At 67.3% G+C, this 14,774-nt stretch carries 16 protein-coding genes and 1 pseudogene; 8 read left to right on the plus strand and 9 right to left on the minus strand.

Going from position 1 to position 14,774, the window contains the following annotated elements:
- The first annotated feature begins 4 nt into the window (after positions 1 to 4).
- Both QM699_RS15980 and hemW read left to right on the plus strand, forming a co-directional pair.
- The gene (locus QM699_RS15980) at positions 5 to 382 is read left to right on the plus strand and encodes a RidA family protein (protein ID WP_415012050.1); all 378 of its coding nucleotides are present in this window, start codon (positions 5 to 7) and stop codon (positions 380 to 382) included.
- Positions 379 to 1,551, plus strand: coding sequence for a radical SAM family heme chaperone HemW (gene hemW, locus QM699_RS15985; protein WP_415012051.1), 1,173 nt, complete (start codon positions 379 to 381; stop codon positions 1,549 to 1,551). The genes QM699_RS15980 and hemW overlap by 4 nt, the downstream gene beginning before the upstream one ends.
- 6 nt (positions 1,552 to 1,557) lie before the next feature.
- On the opposite strand, the gene QM699_RS15990 is transcribed toward hemW, so the two are convergent.
- The 7 genes and pseudogenes from QM699_RS15990 to hemJ form a co-directional block, all read right to left on the minus strand.
- The gene (locus QM699_RS15990; protein ID WP_415012052.1) at positions 1,558 to 2,445 is read right to left on the minus strand and encodes a ParB/RepB/Spo0J family partition protein; all 888 of its coding nucleotides are present in this window, start codon (positions 2,443 to 2,445) and stop codon (positions 1,558 to 1,560) included.
- Positions 2,446 to 2,459: 14 nt separating this feature from the next.
- Positions 2,460 to 3,269 (minus strand): ParA family protein, encoded by an 810-nt coding sequence (locus QM699_RS15995; RefSeq protein WP_415012053.1) that lies wholly within the window; start codon positions 3,267 to 3,269, stop codon positions 2,460 to 2,462.
- Positions 3,262 to 3,885 carry a 16S rRNA (guanine(527)-N(7))-methyltransferase RsmG gene (gene rsmG, locus QM699_RS16000; protein WP_415012054.1) on the minus strand — a complete coding sequence of 208 codons (624 nt, stop codon included), beginning with the start codon at positions 3,883 to 3,885 and terminating at the stop codon, positions 3,262 to 3,264. The genes QM699_RS15995 and rsmG overlap by 8 nt, the downstream gene beginning before the upstream one ends.
- A complete protein-coding gene (gene mnmG / locus QM699_RS16005) occupies positions 3,882 to 5,735 on the minus strand; it encodes a tRNA uridine-5-carboxymethylaminomethyl(34) synthesis enzyme MnmG (RefSeq protein WP_415012055.1) in 1,854 nt (617 codons plus the stop codon). The genes rsmG and mnmG overlap by 4 nt, the downstream gene beginning before the upstream one ends.
- A gap of 11 nt (positions 5,736 to 5,746) precedes the next feature.
- Positions 5,747 to 7,034, minus strand: a pseudogene (gene mnmE, locus QM699_RS16010) (tRNA uridine-5-carboxymethylaminomethyl(34) synthesis GTPase MnmE).
- A 25-nt stretch (positions 7,035 to 7,059) separates the two neighbouring features.
- Positions 7,060 to 8,343 (minus strand): transcription termination factor Rho, encoded by a 1,284-nt coding sequence (rho, locus tag QM699_RS16015; RefSeq protein WP_415012056.1) that lies wholly within the window; start codon positions 8,341 to 8,343, stop codon positions 7,060 to 7,062.
- A 131-nt stretch (positions 8,344 to 8,474) separates the two neighbouring features.
- Positions 8,475 to 8,930 carry a protoporphyrinogen oxidase HemJ gene (gene hemJ / locus QM699_RS16020; protein ID WP_415012057.1) on the minus strand — a complete coding sequence of 152 codons (456 nt, stop codon included), beginning with the start codon at positions 8,928 to 8,930 and terminating at the stop codon, positions 8,475 to 8,477.
- Positions 8,931 to 9,489: 559 nt separating this feature from the next.
- Here hemJ and QM699_RS16025 point away from each other — a divergent pair.
- The 4 genes from QM699_RS16025 to dnaQ are packed head-to-tail and all read left to right on the plus strand — an operon-like array spanning position 9,490 to position 12,224.
- Complete coding sequence (locus QM699_RS16025) at positions 9,490 to 10,116, plus strand: Maf family protein (RefSeq protein ID WP_415012058.1); 627 nt, start codon at positions 9,490 to 9,492, stop codon at positions 10,114 to 10,116.
- Positions 10,113 to 10,943, plus strand: coding sequence for a shikimate dehydrogenase (locus QM699_RS16030; protein WP_415012059.1), 831 nt, complete (start codon positions 10,113 to 10,115; stop codon positions 10,941 to 10,943). Before QM699_RS16025 ends, QM699_RS16030 begins: the two co-directional genes overlap by 4 nt.
- Positions 10,940 to 11,545, plus strand: a complete 606-nt coding sequence (coaE, locus tag QM699_RS16035) for a dephospho-CoA kinase (RefSeq protein ID WP_415012060.1) — start codon at positions 10,940 to 10,942, stop codon at positions 11,543 to 11,545. The genes QM699_RS16030 and coaE overlap by 4 nt, the downstream gene beginning before the upstream one ends.
- The gene (gene dnaQ / locus QM699_RS16040; RefSeq protein ID WP_415012061.1) at positions 11,538 to 12,224 is read left to right on the plus strand and encodes a DNA polymerase III subunit epsilon; all 687 of its coding nucleotides are present in this window, start codon (positions 11,538 to 11,540) and stop codon (positions 12,222 to 12,224) included. Before coaE ends, dnaQ begins: the two co-directional genes overlap by 8 nt.
- 1 nt (position 12,225) lies before the next feature.
- On the opposite strand, the gene secB is transcribed toward dnaQ, so the two are convergent.
- Both secB and QM699_RS16050 read right to left on the minus strand, forming a co-directional pair.
- On the minus strand, positions 12,226 to 12,708 hold the full coding sequence (gene secB, locus QM699_RS16045; RefSeq protein ID WP_415012062.1) for a protein-export chaperone SecB: 483 nt from the start codon (positions 12,706 to 12,708) through the stop codon (positions 12,226 to 12,228).
- A gap of 66 nt (positions 12,709 to 12,774) precedes the next feature.
- Positions 12,775 to 13,257 (minus strand): FxsA family protein, encoded by a 483-nt coding sequence (locus tag QM699_RS16050; RefSeq protein WP_415012063.1) that lies wholly within the window; start codon positions 13,255 to 13,257, stop codon positions 12,775 to 12,777.
- 125 nt (positions 13,258 to 13,382) lie between these two features.
- Here QM699_RS16050 and QM699_RS16055 point away from each other — a divergent pair, with 125 nt between their 5' ends.
- On the plus strand, positions 13,383 to 14,048 hold the full coding sequence (locus QM699_RS16055; RefSeq protein WP_415012064.1) for a Tim44/TimA family putative adaptor protein: 666 nt from the start codon (positions 13,383 to 13,385) through the stop codon (positions 14,046 to 14,048).
- Between the two features lie 285 nt (positions 14,049 to 14,333).
- Positions 14,334 to 14,672, plus strand: a complete 339-nt coding sequence (locus QM699_RS16060; protein WP_415012065.1) for a Smr/MutS family protein — start codon at positions 14,334 to 14,336, stop codon at positions 14,670 to 14,672.
- Positions 14,673 to 14,774 lie beyond the last annotated feature (102 nt).

A 14,774-nucleotide genomic window follows, 5' to 3' on the forward strand; every position in this document is an offset into this window, starting at 1 on the left:
CCGAGTGCGCACGCTGATTTCGAGCGGATCGCCCTACGAGGCGCGGCTCGGCTATTCCCGGGCCGTGGTGGCGGGCGACTGGTGCTTCGTGTCGGGCTGCACCGGGCTCGATCCGGCGACCGGCGAGATCCCGGCAGACGTCGGCGCGCAGGCGGCCATTGCGTTCCGCACGATCGAGACGGCCCTCGGCGAGGCCGGGTTCACGCTCGGCCAGGTGGTTCGCGTGCAGTACACCGTCACCGATCGCAGCCATGTCGCGGCGCTGGAGCCGGTACTCGGCAACGCCTTCGGCGCGATCCGACCGGCGGCCACCATGGTCTTCGCCGGCCTGATCCATCCCGACATGAAGGTCGAGATCGAGGTCACGGCACTCCGGGGATGAGCACTCCGGTCGCCGACTGGCAGAACGGCGGCTTCGGGATCTATGTCCACTGGCCGTTCTGTGCCGCCAAATGCCCGTACTGCGATTTCAACAGTCACGTCCGGATGAGCGTCGACACCGGCCGATGGACCCGGGCGCTGGTCGCCGAGATCGGACGCGCCGCCGCGGAGACGCCCGGGCGCCGGGTCGAGAGCGTGTTCTTCGGCGGCGGCACCCCGAGCCTGATGCCGCCCGATACGGTGGCCGCCGTGATCGCGGCCATTCGGCAGGGCTGGGATCTCGGCCCGGACGGCGCGGTGGAGATCACGCTGGAAGCGAACCCGACGTCCGTCGAGGCACATCGGTTCCGCGGTTATCGCGACGCGGGGGTCAACCGGCTGTCGATGGGCATCCAGTCGCTCGACGACAACGACCTGCGCGCGCTCGGCCGCCGGCACACGGTCGGCGAGGCGCTGGCCGCCTTCGACGTCGCCCGCTCGATCTTTGCCCGCGTGAGCTTTGACCTGATCTATGCGCGGCAGGGCCAGACGGTGGCCGCGTGGGAGCGTGAGCTTGCGACAGCGCTCGGCCTCGCCATCGACCACCTGTCGCTTTACCAGCTCACCATCGAACCCGGCACCCGCTTCGGGGATCTCGCGGCACGCGGTCGGCTCCGCGACCTGCCGACCGACGGGATCGCCGCGGAGATGTATGCGGTGACGCAGACGCTCTGCGATGCAGCGGGAATGCCGGCCTACGAGGTGTCGAACCACGCCCGTGCCGGCGCCGGCAGCCGGCACAATCTGGTGTACTGGCGCTACGGCGATTACGTCGGGGTCGGCCCGGGCGCGCATGGGCGCATCACCCGCGACGGCACCCGCTGGGCAAGCGAAACGATCCGTGCGCCGGAGGCCTGGATCGAGGCCGTCGAGCGCGAGGGCACCGGACAGTCGCTGCGCGAGCCGGTGGCGCCTGCGGATCAGGCGATCGAGATGCTGATGATGGGCCTGCGGCTGACCGAGGGGATAGACGCCGGCCGCTACGCGGCGCTCGCCGGCCGGCCGCTCGCCGCCGAACGCGTCGCCGAACTCGATGCGCTCGGCCTCCTGCGCGCAACCGGGGATCGTCTCGTCGCCACGGCGGACGGTCGGCGCGTGCTCGACGCCGTTCTCCGCCGCCTGCTCATCTGACGACCGTCAGCGCGAAAGCAGCTGGCAGAGGCCGTCGAGTTCTTCCAGGTTGCCATAGCGGATCCGCAGCTCGCCGGAACGGCCGCCGGCACGATGCTCGATCGTCACCTTGAGCCGGAGCGCTGCGGTCAGGTCTTCCTCGAGCGCCCGCGTATCCGCGTCTTTTGTGACGGTCGGGCGCTGGACCGGCGCCGGTCCAGCGGACGGCGGCGTCGCCACTGCGGCGCGGGCGAGCTGCTCCGCCTGCCGCACCGACAGCCCCTTTTCGACGATCTGCCGCGCCAGCGGCTCCGGCGACGGCACCGTCACGAGCGCGCGGGCGTGACCCGCCGTGAGCTTGCCCTCGCGCAGCAATTCAAGCACCGGCTCCGGCAGGGTCAGCAGGCGGAGCAGGTTGGCGATGTGGCTGCGGCTCTTGCCGAGTGCCTCGCCGAGACGCTCCTGGGTGTGGCCGAAGCGATCCATCAGCTGCCGATAACCCATCGCTTCCTCGAGCGCGTTGAGATCGGCACGCTGGATGTTTTCGATGATCGCCAGTTCCAGCACCTCGGTATCGTCGAGCGCGCGGATGACCGCCGGCAGGGCATGGATACCGGCACGCTGCGCCGCCCGCCAGCGCCGCTCGCCCGCGACGATTTCCCAGGTCTCCGGCTCCACCGGATGCGGCCGCAGGATCAGCGGCTGGATCACGCCCTTCTCGCGGATCGACGCCGCCAGCTCCTCAAGCTCGCGCTCGTCGAAGTCCCGGCGCGGCTGTCCGGGATTTGGCCGGATCCGGTCGATCGGGATGCTCGAGTCCGGCACCACCCGGCGCGGGGCCTCTTCAGTCGGTGCCGATGCCACGTCGGCAAGCAGGGCAGAAAGGCCGCGGCCGAGTCCCTTGCGCGGTTCCATGACGGTGGTGCTCCTCACACGACTTCGGCGACGGGGTTGCGGCCCATGCGGGCGAGCAGCTCTCCGGCGAGTTGCTGATAGGCGACGCTTCCCGCGCTGGTCCGGTCGTAGATCAGCGCCGGGACCGCGTGGGACGGCGCCTCGCTCAGCCGGACGTTGCGCGGGATGACGGTATCGTAGACCAGCGTCCCGAGATTGGCGCGAACGTCCGTCGCAACCTGCCCGGAGAGATTGTTGCGGCGATCGTACATCGTGAGCACGATGCCCTGAATCCGCAGCCGCGGATTGGACGACTGCCGCACCGACTGGACCGTGCGCATCAGCTGCGAGAGACCTTCGAGGGCAAAGAACTCGCATTGCAGGGGGACGAGCACGGAGTCGGCGGCAACAAGGGCGTTGATCGTCAGCAGGTTGAGCGACGGGGGGCAGTCGATCAGGATGTAGTCTTGGCCGAGAACAGTGTCGCTTTCGGTCGACAGGGCCCTCTGCATCTTGTGGAGGCGCGCCGGGTCCGTCACCATATCTACGTCTGCCGAACTCAGGTCCGGCGTCGCAGGGATGATGGTGAGGCCGGGAATCATCGTCGGATAGACTTGAATCCCGACGCTTTCGCTGAACAGCAAATCATAGGACGTGAAATCACGCTGCGCGGCAGGAATGCCGAATCCGGTGGACGCGTTGCCCTGTGCATCGAGGTCGATCACCAGAACCCGGTTGCCCAGGGCGGCCAGCGCCGTTCCGAGATTGATCGCCGTGGTTGTCTTTCCAACCCCGCCCTTCTGGTTGGCAATGGCGAGGATATGGGGCTCGCGCAACTCAGACACGGTCGAGAACTCCGATTTCAACGATGCCCGCGGTGGGGTCCGTCAGGCTCGGGTATACGCGAGGGTCGAAGCGCCAGAGGGTCCGGGCTTCCTCGATCTCCTTATGCACCGCCCGACCCTTGGGAAACAAGCCGATACCGCCGGGTCGACGGTGCTTTTGCACCATGCCGAGCAGAGCCGAGAGGGGTGCGAGAGCGCGGGCCGAAACGACGTCGGCAGATTGCGCCGGCAGGCGCTCGATGCGGGTGGTGACGATCTCTGCGGGAAGGCTTGCTTCCCGGATGACGGTATGCAGGAAGGCCGACTTGCGCTCGTCCGATTCCACCAGGCGGAAGGTCACCGACGGACTGTCCGCCGCGAGGGCCGCGGCAACAAGACCCGGGAAGCCCGCGCCCGATCCGAGGTCGAGCCAGTGCGATGCGTTGGCGGGGCGAAGGCGCCAGAGCTGCGCCGAGTCAGCGATGTGTCGGTGCCAGACGTCGCCCAGACTCTCTCGCGACACCAGATTGATTGTCGGTGACCATTTCTGGAGCAGGGCGACGTAGACGTCCAATCGCTCCATGGTTTCACGTGAAACATCAAACTGCTGCTGGAAGCTCTCACGCGTAAAGTTCATCTGCGGCCGGCTCTCAGGTGAAGCAGGATCTGATTGAGGGCAACGGGAGTCATCCCCTCGATCCGACCGGCCTGGCCCAGGCTGGTTGGTCGGACACGATCCAGCTTCGCACGCAGTTCGGAAGATAGCCCCCCGAGATCCGCATACGCCAGCTGCTCGGGAATGGCGACGGCCTCGTCGCGCTGTAGCCGCTCGGCGTCCGCCGCCTGCCGCGCCAGATACGGCGCATAGCGCGCTTCGATCGCGAGTTGGGCCAGAATCTCGTTCCCCTCTTGCTGAAGCCCCGCCAAAGCGAAAACCGTTGCCTGATCGACATCCGGCAGGGCGAGGATCTCCAGCAGCGATCGCCGGATTCCGTCCTGATTTACCCGGAAACCGTGTTCAGCAGCTTCGGGTGGCGTCAGCATCGTCGCAACCGCGCAGCCACGAGCGGCAGCAAGGCGCGCAGCCTTCCTCTCATAGCAAACCCGCCGGTCCTCGGTGACGCAACCAAGATCGATTCCCTTTGGCGTCAGCCGCTGATCCGCGTTGTCGGCTCGGAGATGCAGCCGGAATTCGGCTCGGGACGTGAACATGCGATAGGGTTCCGTTACCCCGCGCGTGACAAGATCGTCGATCATCACGCCCAAGTAGGAGTCACTCCGCGCGAACTGCGCCGACGCCAGATCGCTGGCATGGGCGGCCGCGTTCAATCCGGCAACCACGCCCTGACCTGCGGCCTCTTCATACCCAGTGGTTCCGTTGATCTGCCCCGCGAGGAACAGTCCGGACCAGTTACGGACCCCGAGCGTGTGCCTCAGCCCACGGGGATCCACGTAGTCGTACTCAATCGCGTACCCGGGTCGAAGAATCCGGCAGGTCTCCAAGCCCTCGATGCTTCGAACCATTGCCTCCTGCACATCCGCGGGCATGGAGGTCGAAATTCCATTCGGATACACGGTTGCGTCGTCCAGACCTTCCGGCTCGAGGAAGATCTGGTGCGCGGCCTTGTCCGCAAACCGCACCACCTTGTCCTCGATCGACGGACAGTATCGCGGCCCGACGCCGCTGATGTGTCCACCGAACAGCGCCGATCTGCTGAGATTGGCGCCGATCAGGTCGTGCGTCCGCGCATTTGTCGTGGTGACGCCGCAGGCGATCTGGCGGCAGGCGACCTGTGACGTGAGGAACGACAGAAACACCGGCTCGCTGTCTGCCGCCTGCGAGCCGATCCGATCCCAGGCAATGGTCCGTCCATCCAGTCTCGGAGGCGTGCCGGTCTTCAGTCGGCCAAACTCGACACCGCGATCCGTCAGCCGCTCCGCCAATCGTACGGAAGCCGGATCGCCGCTGCGGCCCGCGGGCGTCTGCTGGTCGCCCAAATGGATAATGCCACGCAGAAACGTACCCGTCGTCAGGACAACGGCCCCGGCAGCGATGGTGCTGCCATCCGCCAGGACGCAGCCCGCGACGTCACCGCGCTCTTCCAGAACGTCGATGGCCTCGCCTTCGATGACCCGAAGATTGCGCTGCGCTCCAATAGCCGCCTGAATCGCAGCGCGGTAGAGCTTCCGATCGGACTGTGCCCGCGGTCCTTGCACCGCCGGGCCTTTGCTCCGGTTGAGCAGCCGGTACTGAATCGCGGCGGCGTCCGCCGCCGTCCCCATCACGCCATCGAGCGCGTCGATCTCCCGGACAATGTGACCCTTTCCCAGGCCACCGATCGCCGGATTGCACGACATCTCGCCGAGACGATCGAAGCGATGCGTTACGAGGATTGTCGTTGCACCGCGTCGCGCCGCTGCCAGAGCCGCCTCAGTTCCGGCGTGCCCGCCACCGATGACGATGACATCGCAGTCCCGATGTTTCACGTGAAACAGCCCTACTTGCCGATGCAGAAGCTCGAAAAGATCACGTCGAGCACAGCCTCTACATCCACGCGTCCGACGAGAAAATCAAGCGATCGCACCGCCCCACGCAGCTCCTCCGCTGCGAACTCGACATCCGTTCCCGAGAGTTTGGCGCTCGCCCGGTCCAGCGCCCCGGCCGCCGCTTCGACCGCCGACCGCTGCCGAAAGTGCGAAATCGCCCCACGACCCGCGACACGCTGCGCCAGAACCCCTCGGATCTGATCCAGCAAGGCATCGACGCCGTTTCCGGTCAGACCCGATACGCCACGCTGACCCTCTCGGTCGGCCTTCGCCTGAACCACGATGTCATCCGATCCCCGACCAAGTTCCAGCCCCTCCAGATCTGCAACCGATTCCACCAGAAACACCCGCAGATCCGCAGCCGCCGCCCGCGCCCGCGCCCGCTCGACTCCGGCGGCCTCCACACCAACCGCAGCGCGCAGACCCGCCATGTCGAGCACCGTCACCGGCAGTCCGTCGAGGTCCAGTCGAACTTCAAGAATGTCCCGAGTTCGTGCCGGCCACCTCCGACACCAACGCCACATCGCGGTGCGCCAGCCGGTTCAGCAGCGTCGACTTCCCCGCATTCGGACGCCCGACCAGCGCGACCTCGAACCCTTCCCGAAGCCGCTCACCCGCCGACGCGTCATCCAGCTCTCGCTGCATCGCTGCCCGCAATCGACCGACATCCGACAGCACGCTGTCCGCCAGATCCGCCGGCAGTTCCTCGTCGGAAAAGTCGATTGTCGCCTCGACGAGCGCCAGCGCGCGCACAAGGCTACCGCGCCACTCGGCCACCAGCGCCGACAGACCGCCGTCCATCAGCTCGAGCGCTTGGCGTCGCTGCGCCGCCGTCTCTGCTGCGAGAAGATCGCCCAGCCCCTCGACCTGCGCCAGATCCAGACGATCGTTCAGCAGGGCCCGACGGGAGAACTCGCCAGGCGCTGCAACGCGCAGGCCACCGATTCGCTCCAGGGCTGAGAGAACGGCCGAGACGACCGCCGCGCTGCCGTGAGTCTGCAGCTCAACACAGTCCTCGCCGGTAAAGCTACCCGGTCCGGGAAAGGTCAGTATGACTGCCTGATCCAGTCGCTCGCCCGTCCCGGGATCACACACCCAGCGCACCGCCGCCCGTCGCGCAGGCAGCGGACCGCCGGTCAACCGTTCGGCAGCTGCGATCGCTTCCGGCCCGGAAATCCGCACGATCGCGACTGCCGATCGTCCAGCGACCGTTGCCGGCGCAAAGATGGTATCCGACATCGACCCACGAGACGGCAGTGCCGCCTCAGCTGTTCATCGAATCGAAGAACTCCGAGTTCGACTTGGTCTGCTTCAGCTTGCCGAGCAGGAACTCGATCGCATCCGTCGTGCCCATCGGATTGAGAATCCGCCGCAGGACGAACATCTTGGTGAGATCGGACTTCTCGACCAGCAGCTCTTCCTTCCGGGTGCCCGACTTGAGAATGTCGATGGCCGGGAAGACCCGCTTGTCGGCGATCTTGCGATCCAACACGATCTCGGAGTTGCCGGTGCCCTTGAACTCCTCGAAGATCACTTCGTCCATGCGGCTGCCGGTGTCGATCAGCGCGGTGGCGATGATGGTGAGCGATCCGCCCTCCTCGATGTTGCGGGCCGCACCGAAGAACCTCTTCGGCCGCTGCAGCGCGTTGGCATCGACACCGCCGGTCAGCACCTTGCCCGAACTCGGCACCACGGTGTTGTAGGCGCGGCCCAGTCGCGTAATCGAATCAAGCAGGATCACCACGTCCCGCTTGTGCTCGACCAGCCGCTTCGCCTTCTCGATGACCATCTCGGCCACCGCCACGTGCCGGGTCGCCGGTTCGTCGAACGTCGAGGAAATCACCTCACCCTTCACGGAACGCTGCATGTCCGTGACCTCTTCGGGCCGCTCGTCGACGAGCAGCACGATGAGATAGCATTCCGGATGGTTCTTCTCGATCGACGCGGCAATGTTCTGCAGGATCACCGTCTTGCCGGACCGCGGCGGCGCCACGATCAGGCCGCGCTGGCCCTTGCCGATCGGCGACACCAGGTCGATCACCCGCGTCGTCTTGTCCTTGATCGTCGGATCCTCGATCTCGAGCTTCAGCCGCTCGTCGGGATAGAGCGGCGTCAGATTGTCGAAGTGGACCTTGTGCCGGGCCTGCTCGGGGTCGGCGAAGTTGATCTTCGAGACCTTTACCAGCCCGAAATACCGCTCGCCTTCCTTCGGCGCCCGGATCACACCCTCCACCGTATCGCCGGTGCGAAGGGCAAACTTCCGGATCTGGTTCGGGCTCACATAGATGTCGTCGGGGCCAGCGAGATAGTTTGCCTCAGGAGAGCGCAGGAAGCCAAACCCGTCCTGCAGCACCTCGAGAACTCCGTCCCCGGAGATCTCGACGCCCTCTTCCGCCATGTCCTTCAGGATGGCGAACATCATGTCGCCCTTGCGCATCGTCGACGCGTTGTCGATCTCCAGCTCCTCGGCGAGCCGCAGCAGGTCTGCTGGGCTCTTGGCTTTCAGGTCAGCCAGCGAGAGCTGTTCAAAATCAGTCGATAAATCCATCGGGATACTCAATCCGCCTCAAGGTGGGGGATATTCGGGGGAGGGGAAGCTGCCGGATGCTGTTGGATCGGCGGGGGATGCGATTCCCTTGTCACAAGTGGGAACGCTTGTCAAATGGCGCAAGCCCTTCTTCAGAATGGCCGGACGATCACCATCACGAGAATGACCGCCAGCGCGACCGCCGGAATCTCGTTCAGCAGGCGCCATCGTCGTGCCGGGATCCGGTTCTCGCCGCGAAGAAAGTCCTTCCGTCGCCGGCCCAGCCAGTGGTGAAACCAGGTCAGCCCGCTGACCATCGCCAGCTTGACGTAAATCCAGCCGTCGCTCGTCCAGCTGACGAGGCCGGGTGTCAGCGCCAGCGTCACGCCGAACACCCAGGTTGCGGTCATGGCCGGATTCATGATTCCCCGGAAAAGCCGGCGTTCCATCGTGTCGAAGACCCGGGCCATCTCTGACCCCGCCGGCCCGCTCTCGGCGTGATAGACGAACAGGCGCGGCAGGTAGAGCAGGCCCGCCATCCAGCTCACCACGGAAAACACATGCAGGACCTTGGTCCAAGGATAGAGGCTGCTCAGGAAATCCCACACGTGTTTTGGTCCTTCGGGAACGCTCGTCCCGACCGTCGCTAGCACGCGACCAGCGTCCGCAAAAGCCGGCCCCTCTTATCTTATCTCGATAAGGAATCTTGGATCTTTGGTAGGAAAAGGCAGGGGTGGGAATCCTGGGGATTACCGTTCCCTCGGGATTGCCCACAAGGTTTTCCACAGATCATGGATTCTTCGGCCGGTTCGGCGAATTCAATCAAAGGTTGATCCGAGGAAAAATTAGCGAAGCTATTTCATAATCTTACATTTTGACGTTAGGGCAATCCACAGGTTCCAGCTCACCCGCACGGATCGATTTTCGGCCCTTAGTCACAAGTTATCCCGGACGCGGGATCTTCCGGGAGTATCGCGGGATCCCCTGTGGGTGGGATCCGGGCGAACGGGATCCCACGTGATCCGTCCTCGATATCCGACCCGTTCGCCGGGTGTGATACCGAGGTTATCCACGGATCCATCCAGAGGAATCTTCGCCCCGGAAGCGGCCCGCGGGATCCCGCCGGGCTTGCACCGGGTCAGCCGCCACGGCAAAAGTTGGCCGGCCATGCCCATAGACGTCGTCCCAGACATCTCGTCCGCTCCACTGATTCTCGCCTCTCGCTCCGAGGCGCGGGCGCGCGTGCTGCGGGAGGCGGGGGTTGCCGTGGAAGTGATGCCCGCCGCGATCGACGAGGATGCGGTCAAGGCCAGCCTGCGCGCCGAGGGGGCGCCGCCGCGGGACATCGCCGACCTGCTGGCCGACCTGAAGGCCCAGCGCGTAGCCGGGCGCCGGCCCGATCGGCTGGTGCTCGGCGCCGATCAGGTTCTGGTCCTCGATGGCGAGATCTTCGACAAGCCGCCCGACCGTGCCGCGGCGCGGGCGCAACTCCAGGCGCTGCGGGGGCGTCGGCACGAGTTGCTGTCGGCCGCAGTGGTGTTCGAGGCAGGTGCCCCCGTCTGGCGGCACATCGGGCGGGCCCAGCTGACGATGCGGCCCTTCAGCGACGCCTTTATCGAGAGCTATCTCGATGCGGAGGGCGCCGCTGTCCTGGATTGCGTCGGCGCCTATCGCATCGAGGGCCGCGGTGCGCAGCTGTTCGCGCGGGTCGATGGCGACATCTTCAGCATCATGGGGCTGCCCCTGCTCGAATGCCTGGGCTTTCTCCGAACCCGGGGGATCTGCATCGAATGACCGACGAGCCTCGCCTCGCTGCCGTGACCGGCTGGCCCGTCGCGCACTCCCGCTCGCCGCTGGTGCATGGGCACTGGCTGCGGCGCTACGGTATCCGCGGCTACTATGTCCCGATTGCGCTGTCGCCCGATGCCTTTGCCGAGGGCTTTCTCGCCCTGCCGAAGCTCGGGTTTCGTGGCACGAACGTGACGATCCCCTACAAGGAGATGGCGCTCGCGCTCGCGACCGACGTGTCGGACGCGGCGCGGGCAATCGGTGCGGCGAATACCATCACGTTCGGCACCGACGGCTCGATCCACGCCGACAATACCGACGGTTACGGCTTCCTCGCCAACCTGCGTGATGCCGCGCCGGCATGGGACGCGGGATCGGGCCCCGCCCTTGTGCTTGGCGCCGGTGGCGCGTCGCGTGCGATCGTTCATGCGCTGCGCAGCGCCGGCGCGCCGGAAGTCTGGATCGCCAACCGTACCGCCGCACGGGCCGAGGCCGTTGCCGGGCACTTCGGCAGCGGCGTGCGCGTCCTCGACTGGGCCGAGGCCGAGGCCGCCGCCAGCGCCGCGGCGACCATCGTCAACACCACCTCCCTCGGCATGAAGCCCGGCGAGCCGATGCCGGTGGCGCTCGAGCGGCTGTCGCCGGCCGCGCTCGTCACCGACGTGGTTTATGGCGCGGAGCCAACGGCCTTCGTCGCCGCGGCGCGCCGGCGCGGATTGATGGCGGTCGACGGGCTCGGGATGCTGCTGCATCAGGCCGTCCCGGGTTTCGAGCGCTGGTTCGGGGTGCGGCCACAGGTCGATGCCGAGTTGCGGGCCGCCGCGCTGGCATGACACGACCGTGGCGCCTTGGCCTCACCGGCTCGATCGGCATGGGAAAATCCACCACCGCCGGCCTGTTCCGCGAGCAGGGTGTGCCGGTCTGGGACGCCGACGCGTCGGTCCATGCGCTCTATGCCCGTGGGGGCGCCGCCGTCCCGGCGATCGCAGCCCTGGTGCCCGCCGCGATCGAGGACGGAGCGGTTCGGCGTGACCGGCTGCGGGCGGCGATCGTCGCCGATCCCGGCCTGCTCGGCCGCATCGAAGCCGTGGTTCATCCGCTCGTCGCCGCCGACCGGGCGGCCTTTCTTGCAGCGCATCGGGATGCGGCGCTCGTCCTGCTCGACATTCCGTTGTTGTTCGAGACGGGCGGGGCCGGGCTCGTCGACGAGATCCTCGTGGTCAGCGCGCCGGCCGAGGTTCAGCGCGCGCGGGTGCTCGAGCGGCCGGGGATGGATGCGGCCGCCCTCGAGCACATTCTCGCGCGTCAGCTTTCCGACGCGGACAAGCGGGCGCGGGCGCACCACGTCCTCGACACCAGCCGCGGCATGGCCGTCGCCCGGGCCGACGTGGCGGCGCTGCTCGCCCGGATCAGGCAGGAGAGACACGATGCGTGAGGTCGTCCTCGACACGGAAACCACCGGGCTCGACCCGTTCTCCGGCGACCGCATCGTCGAGCTCGGCGCCGTCGAGCTGCTGAACCACATGCCGACCGGCCGCACCTTCCACGCCTACCTGAACCCGCAGCGCGAGGTTCCGGCCGAGGCCGTGGCAGTCCATGGGCTCACCGCGCAGTTCCTCGCGGACAAGCCGCTCTTCGGGGCGGTGGCGGCGGACTTCATGGCATTCCTCGGCGAGGCGCGGCTGGTGATCCACAACGCCGCCTTCGACATGAAATTCCTGAACGCAGAGTTCGGCTGGGCCGGCCAGCCGACGCTGCCGGCCGCCCGCGCGCTCGATACGCTCGATCTGGCGCGGCGGCGCTTCCCGGGCGCGAACAACACCCTCGACGCCCTGTGCCGGCGCTTCGGCATCGACAATTCCAGCCGCGAGAAGCACGGCGCGCTGCTCGACTCCGAGCTGCTCGCCGAGGTCTATCTCGAGCTGATGGGCGGGCGGCAGCCCGATTTCGCGCTCAGCGTCGTGGCGACCGGCGGCGCCGGGACCGTGGCCGCAACCTGGGCTCCTCCGGCCCGGCCACGCCCGCTCGCTCCGCGCGTGACGGCGGCAGAGGCCGAGGCCCACGCCGCTTTCGTCGCGGAGCTCGGCGCCGCCGCGCTCTGGAACCTGCCGTAGCTCAGGCCTGCGCCGTGGCCGGCGCCGCCTCGGCCTGCCGGCGCATCGCCTCGGCGCGGTAGAGCGCGAGAAAATCCACCTGGTCGAGGTTCATCGGCGGGTAGCCGCCATCCCGGGTGACGTCGCTGACGATCCGGCGGACGAACGGGAACATCAGCCGCGGGCACTCGATCATCAGCAGCGGATGGATCTGCTCCTGCGGCACGTTCTGCACCTGGAAGATGCCGCCATAGTCCAGCTCGAGGATGAAGATCGGCGTCTTGGCCAGCTCGGACTCGACCTTGACCTTCAGCGACACCTCGTAGTGCTCGGCGGCCTTCTGCTGCGCGTCGATGCCGAACTGCACCTTGATGTCGGGCTTGCCCTCGGACGCGACAAATCCCTTCTGGGCCGCGATGTTCTCGAACGAGAGATCGCGCACGTACTGCGTCAGGTTCTGCATCCGGGGCGTGGCGGCGGCTGCGCCGGTCTGTTCGTCGGCCATGGTTCAAAATCCTCTCCGGTCGGGCCGCGGTCTAGCACGCTGCCGACGGTCCGACAACGACGCCGCTCAGTGCGGCCGGGTCCACCCGGACGGCGGCTGATGGCGGTGGACCAGCCCTTCGTCGTCGAGGATCTCGTACTCCGCGTCGATCGGCTCCGCCCAGGCCTGCTGCGGCCGGCGCCGCATCACTCCTGTTGCCCGCACCGTCACCTTCGACGCGCCCCAGCGGATGAGGAGCGCGCGGATCGGCGGCACCAGCAGCAGCAGCGCGAGCGCGTCGGTGAAGAACCCCGGGATGATGAGCAGGATGCCCGCCACCACCTTCAGCGCGCTGTGCGCCAGCCGGTCGCCGTCACCGCGTCCGTTCTCGATGTCGCGGCTCAGCTGGTCGAGGGTGTTGAGGCCCTGCTGGCGGATCAGTGCGAGTCCGGCAACGAGGGCCAGCATCACGAGCGCAAGGGTCGGAAACACGCCGATCCATCCGCCCACCTGGATGAACACTGCGATCTCTATGATCGGCAGCAGGAGAAAAATCAGGACGAGCCACATCTTCCAGCGTTCCGCTTGCCAGCTTTCCGGGGTCGGAACATGGACTCCGACCCCCCCAGTCCCTACATAGGTGAGGCACCCATCGGACGCCATCTCCGGGGTCGGAAAAGTGGGAAGGTCGGTCGATGGGCTCGCAGATGATCCAGATCATAATCCTCGCTGCCATTGCGCTCTTCCTGATCCTGCGCCTGCGGAGCGTCCTGGGCACGCGCGAGGGCTTCGAGAAACCGCAGGAAACCGCCGCGCCGCTGCCGCAGCGGCGGGCCGAGCGGCCGTTCGAGGTGATCGAGGGCGGCTCGGTCGATCCCGACATCGCCGATGTGGTCGATCCCGCCAGCCCGACCGGCCAGGCGCTGGCCGAGATGAAGCGCGTCGACCGCTCGTTCTCGGTGTCGGATTTCTCGCACGGCGCCCGTGCCGCCTATGAAATGATCGTGATGGCGTATGAGAATGGCGATCTCGACACGCTCCGCCGGTTCCTGTCTCCCGAGGTCTACCAGCCGTTCGAGGCGGCGATCGCGGCGCGCAATGCCAAGGGCTACTCCGTCGAGGCGAGCTTTGCCGGCGTGCGCGAGGTCAAGCTCATCGAGGCTCGGTATGACGCGGCGAGCCACGAGGGCGACGTGACCATGCGCTTCACCGGCGAGCTGTCGTCCGTGGTCCGCGACCCGGAGGGCCGCATCGTCGAGGGGGCGCCGGGCGAGCTGAAGCAGCAGCGCGACGTCTGGACGTTCTCCCGGGACATGACGTCGGACAATCCGAACTGGCAACTGAGCGGGACCGGCGGCTGACCGTTTCCGGCCGGCTCCCCGGTGGCACGGCGTCGGCGCCTGTCGAGCGAAGACCGCGCGCTCTGGGAGCGGGTCGCGGCCTCGGCCGTGCCGCTGCATCCCGATCGCTCTCCCACGGCGGCAGCCGAGGTGGAGCCGGCGCCGCCTGAATTCGTTGCCGGCCTCGCGCCGATGCCTGAGCCACGGGCAATTGCGCCGTTGGTGCGGCGGCCAGCGCCAGAGCCCGCCATCCGGCTCGATCTCGCACCCGACCCGCGGATCGCACTCGGTGCCGGGGCGCCGCGCATGGATCGGCGGCGGTTCGACAAGCTGCGCCGCGGCCGGCTGGAGCCCGAGGAGCGCCTCGATCTTCACGGCATGACGCTGGAGCGGGCGCACTCGGCGCTGACCGGCTTCGTGCTCGGGGCGCATGTGCGCGATCTGCGTCTGGTCCTCGTCATCACCGGCAAGGGCCGCGGTGACGAGTCCGGCATGACGCCGCATCGCCACGGCATCCTGCGCCACAGCGTGCCGCACTGGCTGTCGGCCCCGCCGCTCGTCGGTTGCGTGCTCGACGTCGTGCCGGCGCACCAGCGGCACGGCGGCGGCGGGGCCTACTATGTCTACCTGCGCCGGCGCCGCTGAACCCCTCAGCCGATGTGTTCGGGACTGGCACGCCGCCCGCCCCGGTTGTAAGCGGATATAACACGGCGCGTGAGGAGCCCGACGGACACCGATGTTGGGATT

This window comes from Amaricoccus sp., from assembly GCF_047602525.1.
In the GTDB taxonomy this organism is placed as follows: domain Bacteria; phylum Pseudomonadota; class Alphaproteobacteria; order Rhodobacterales; family Rhodobacteraceae; genus Amaricoccus.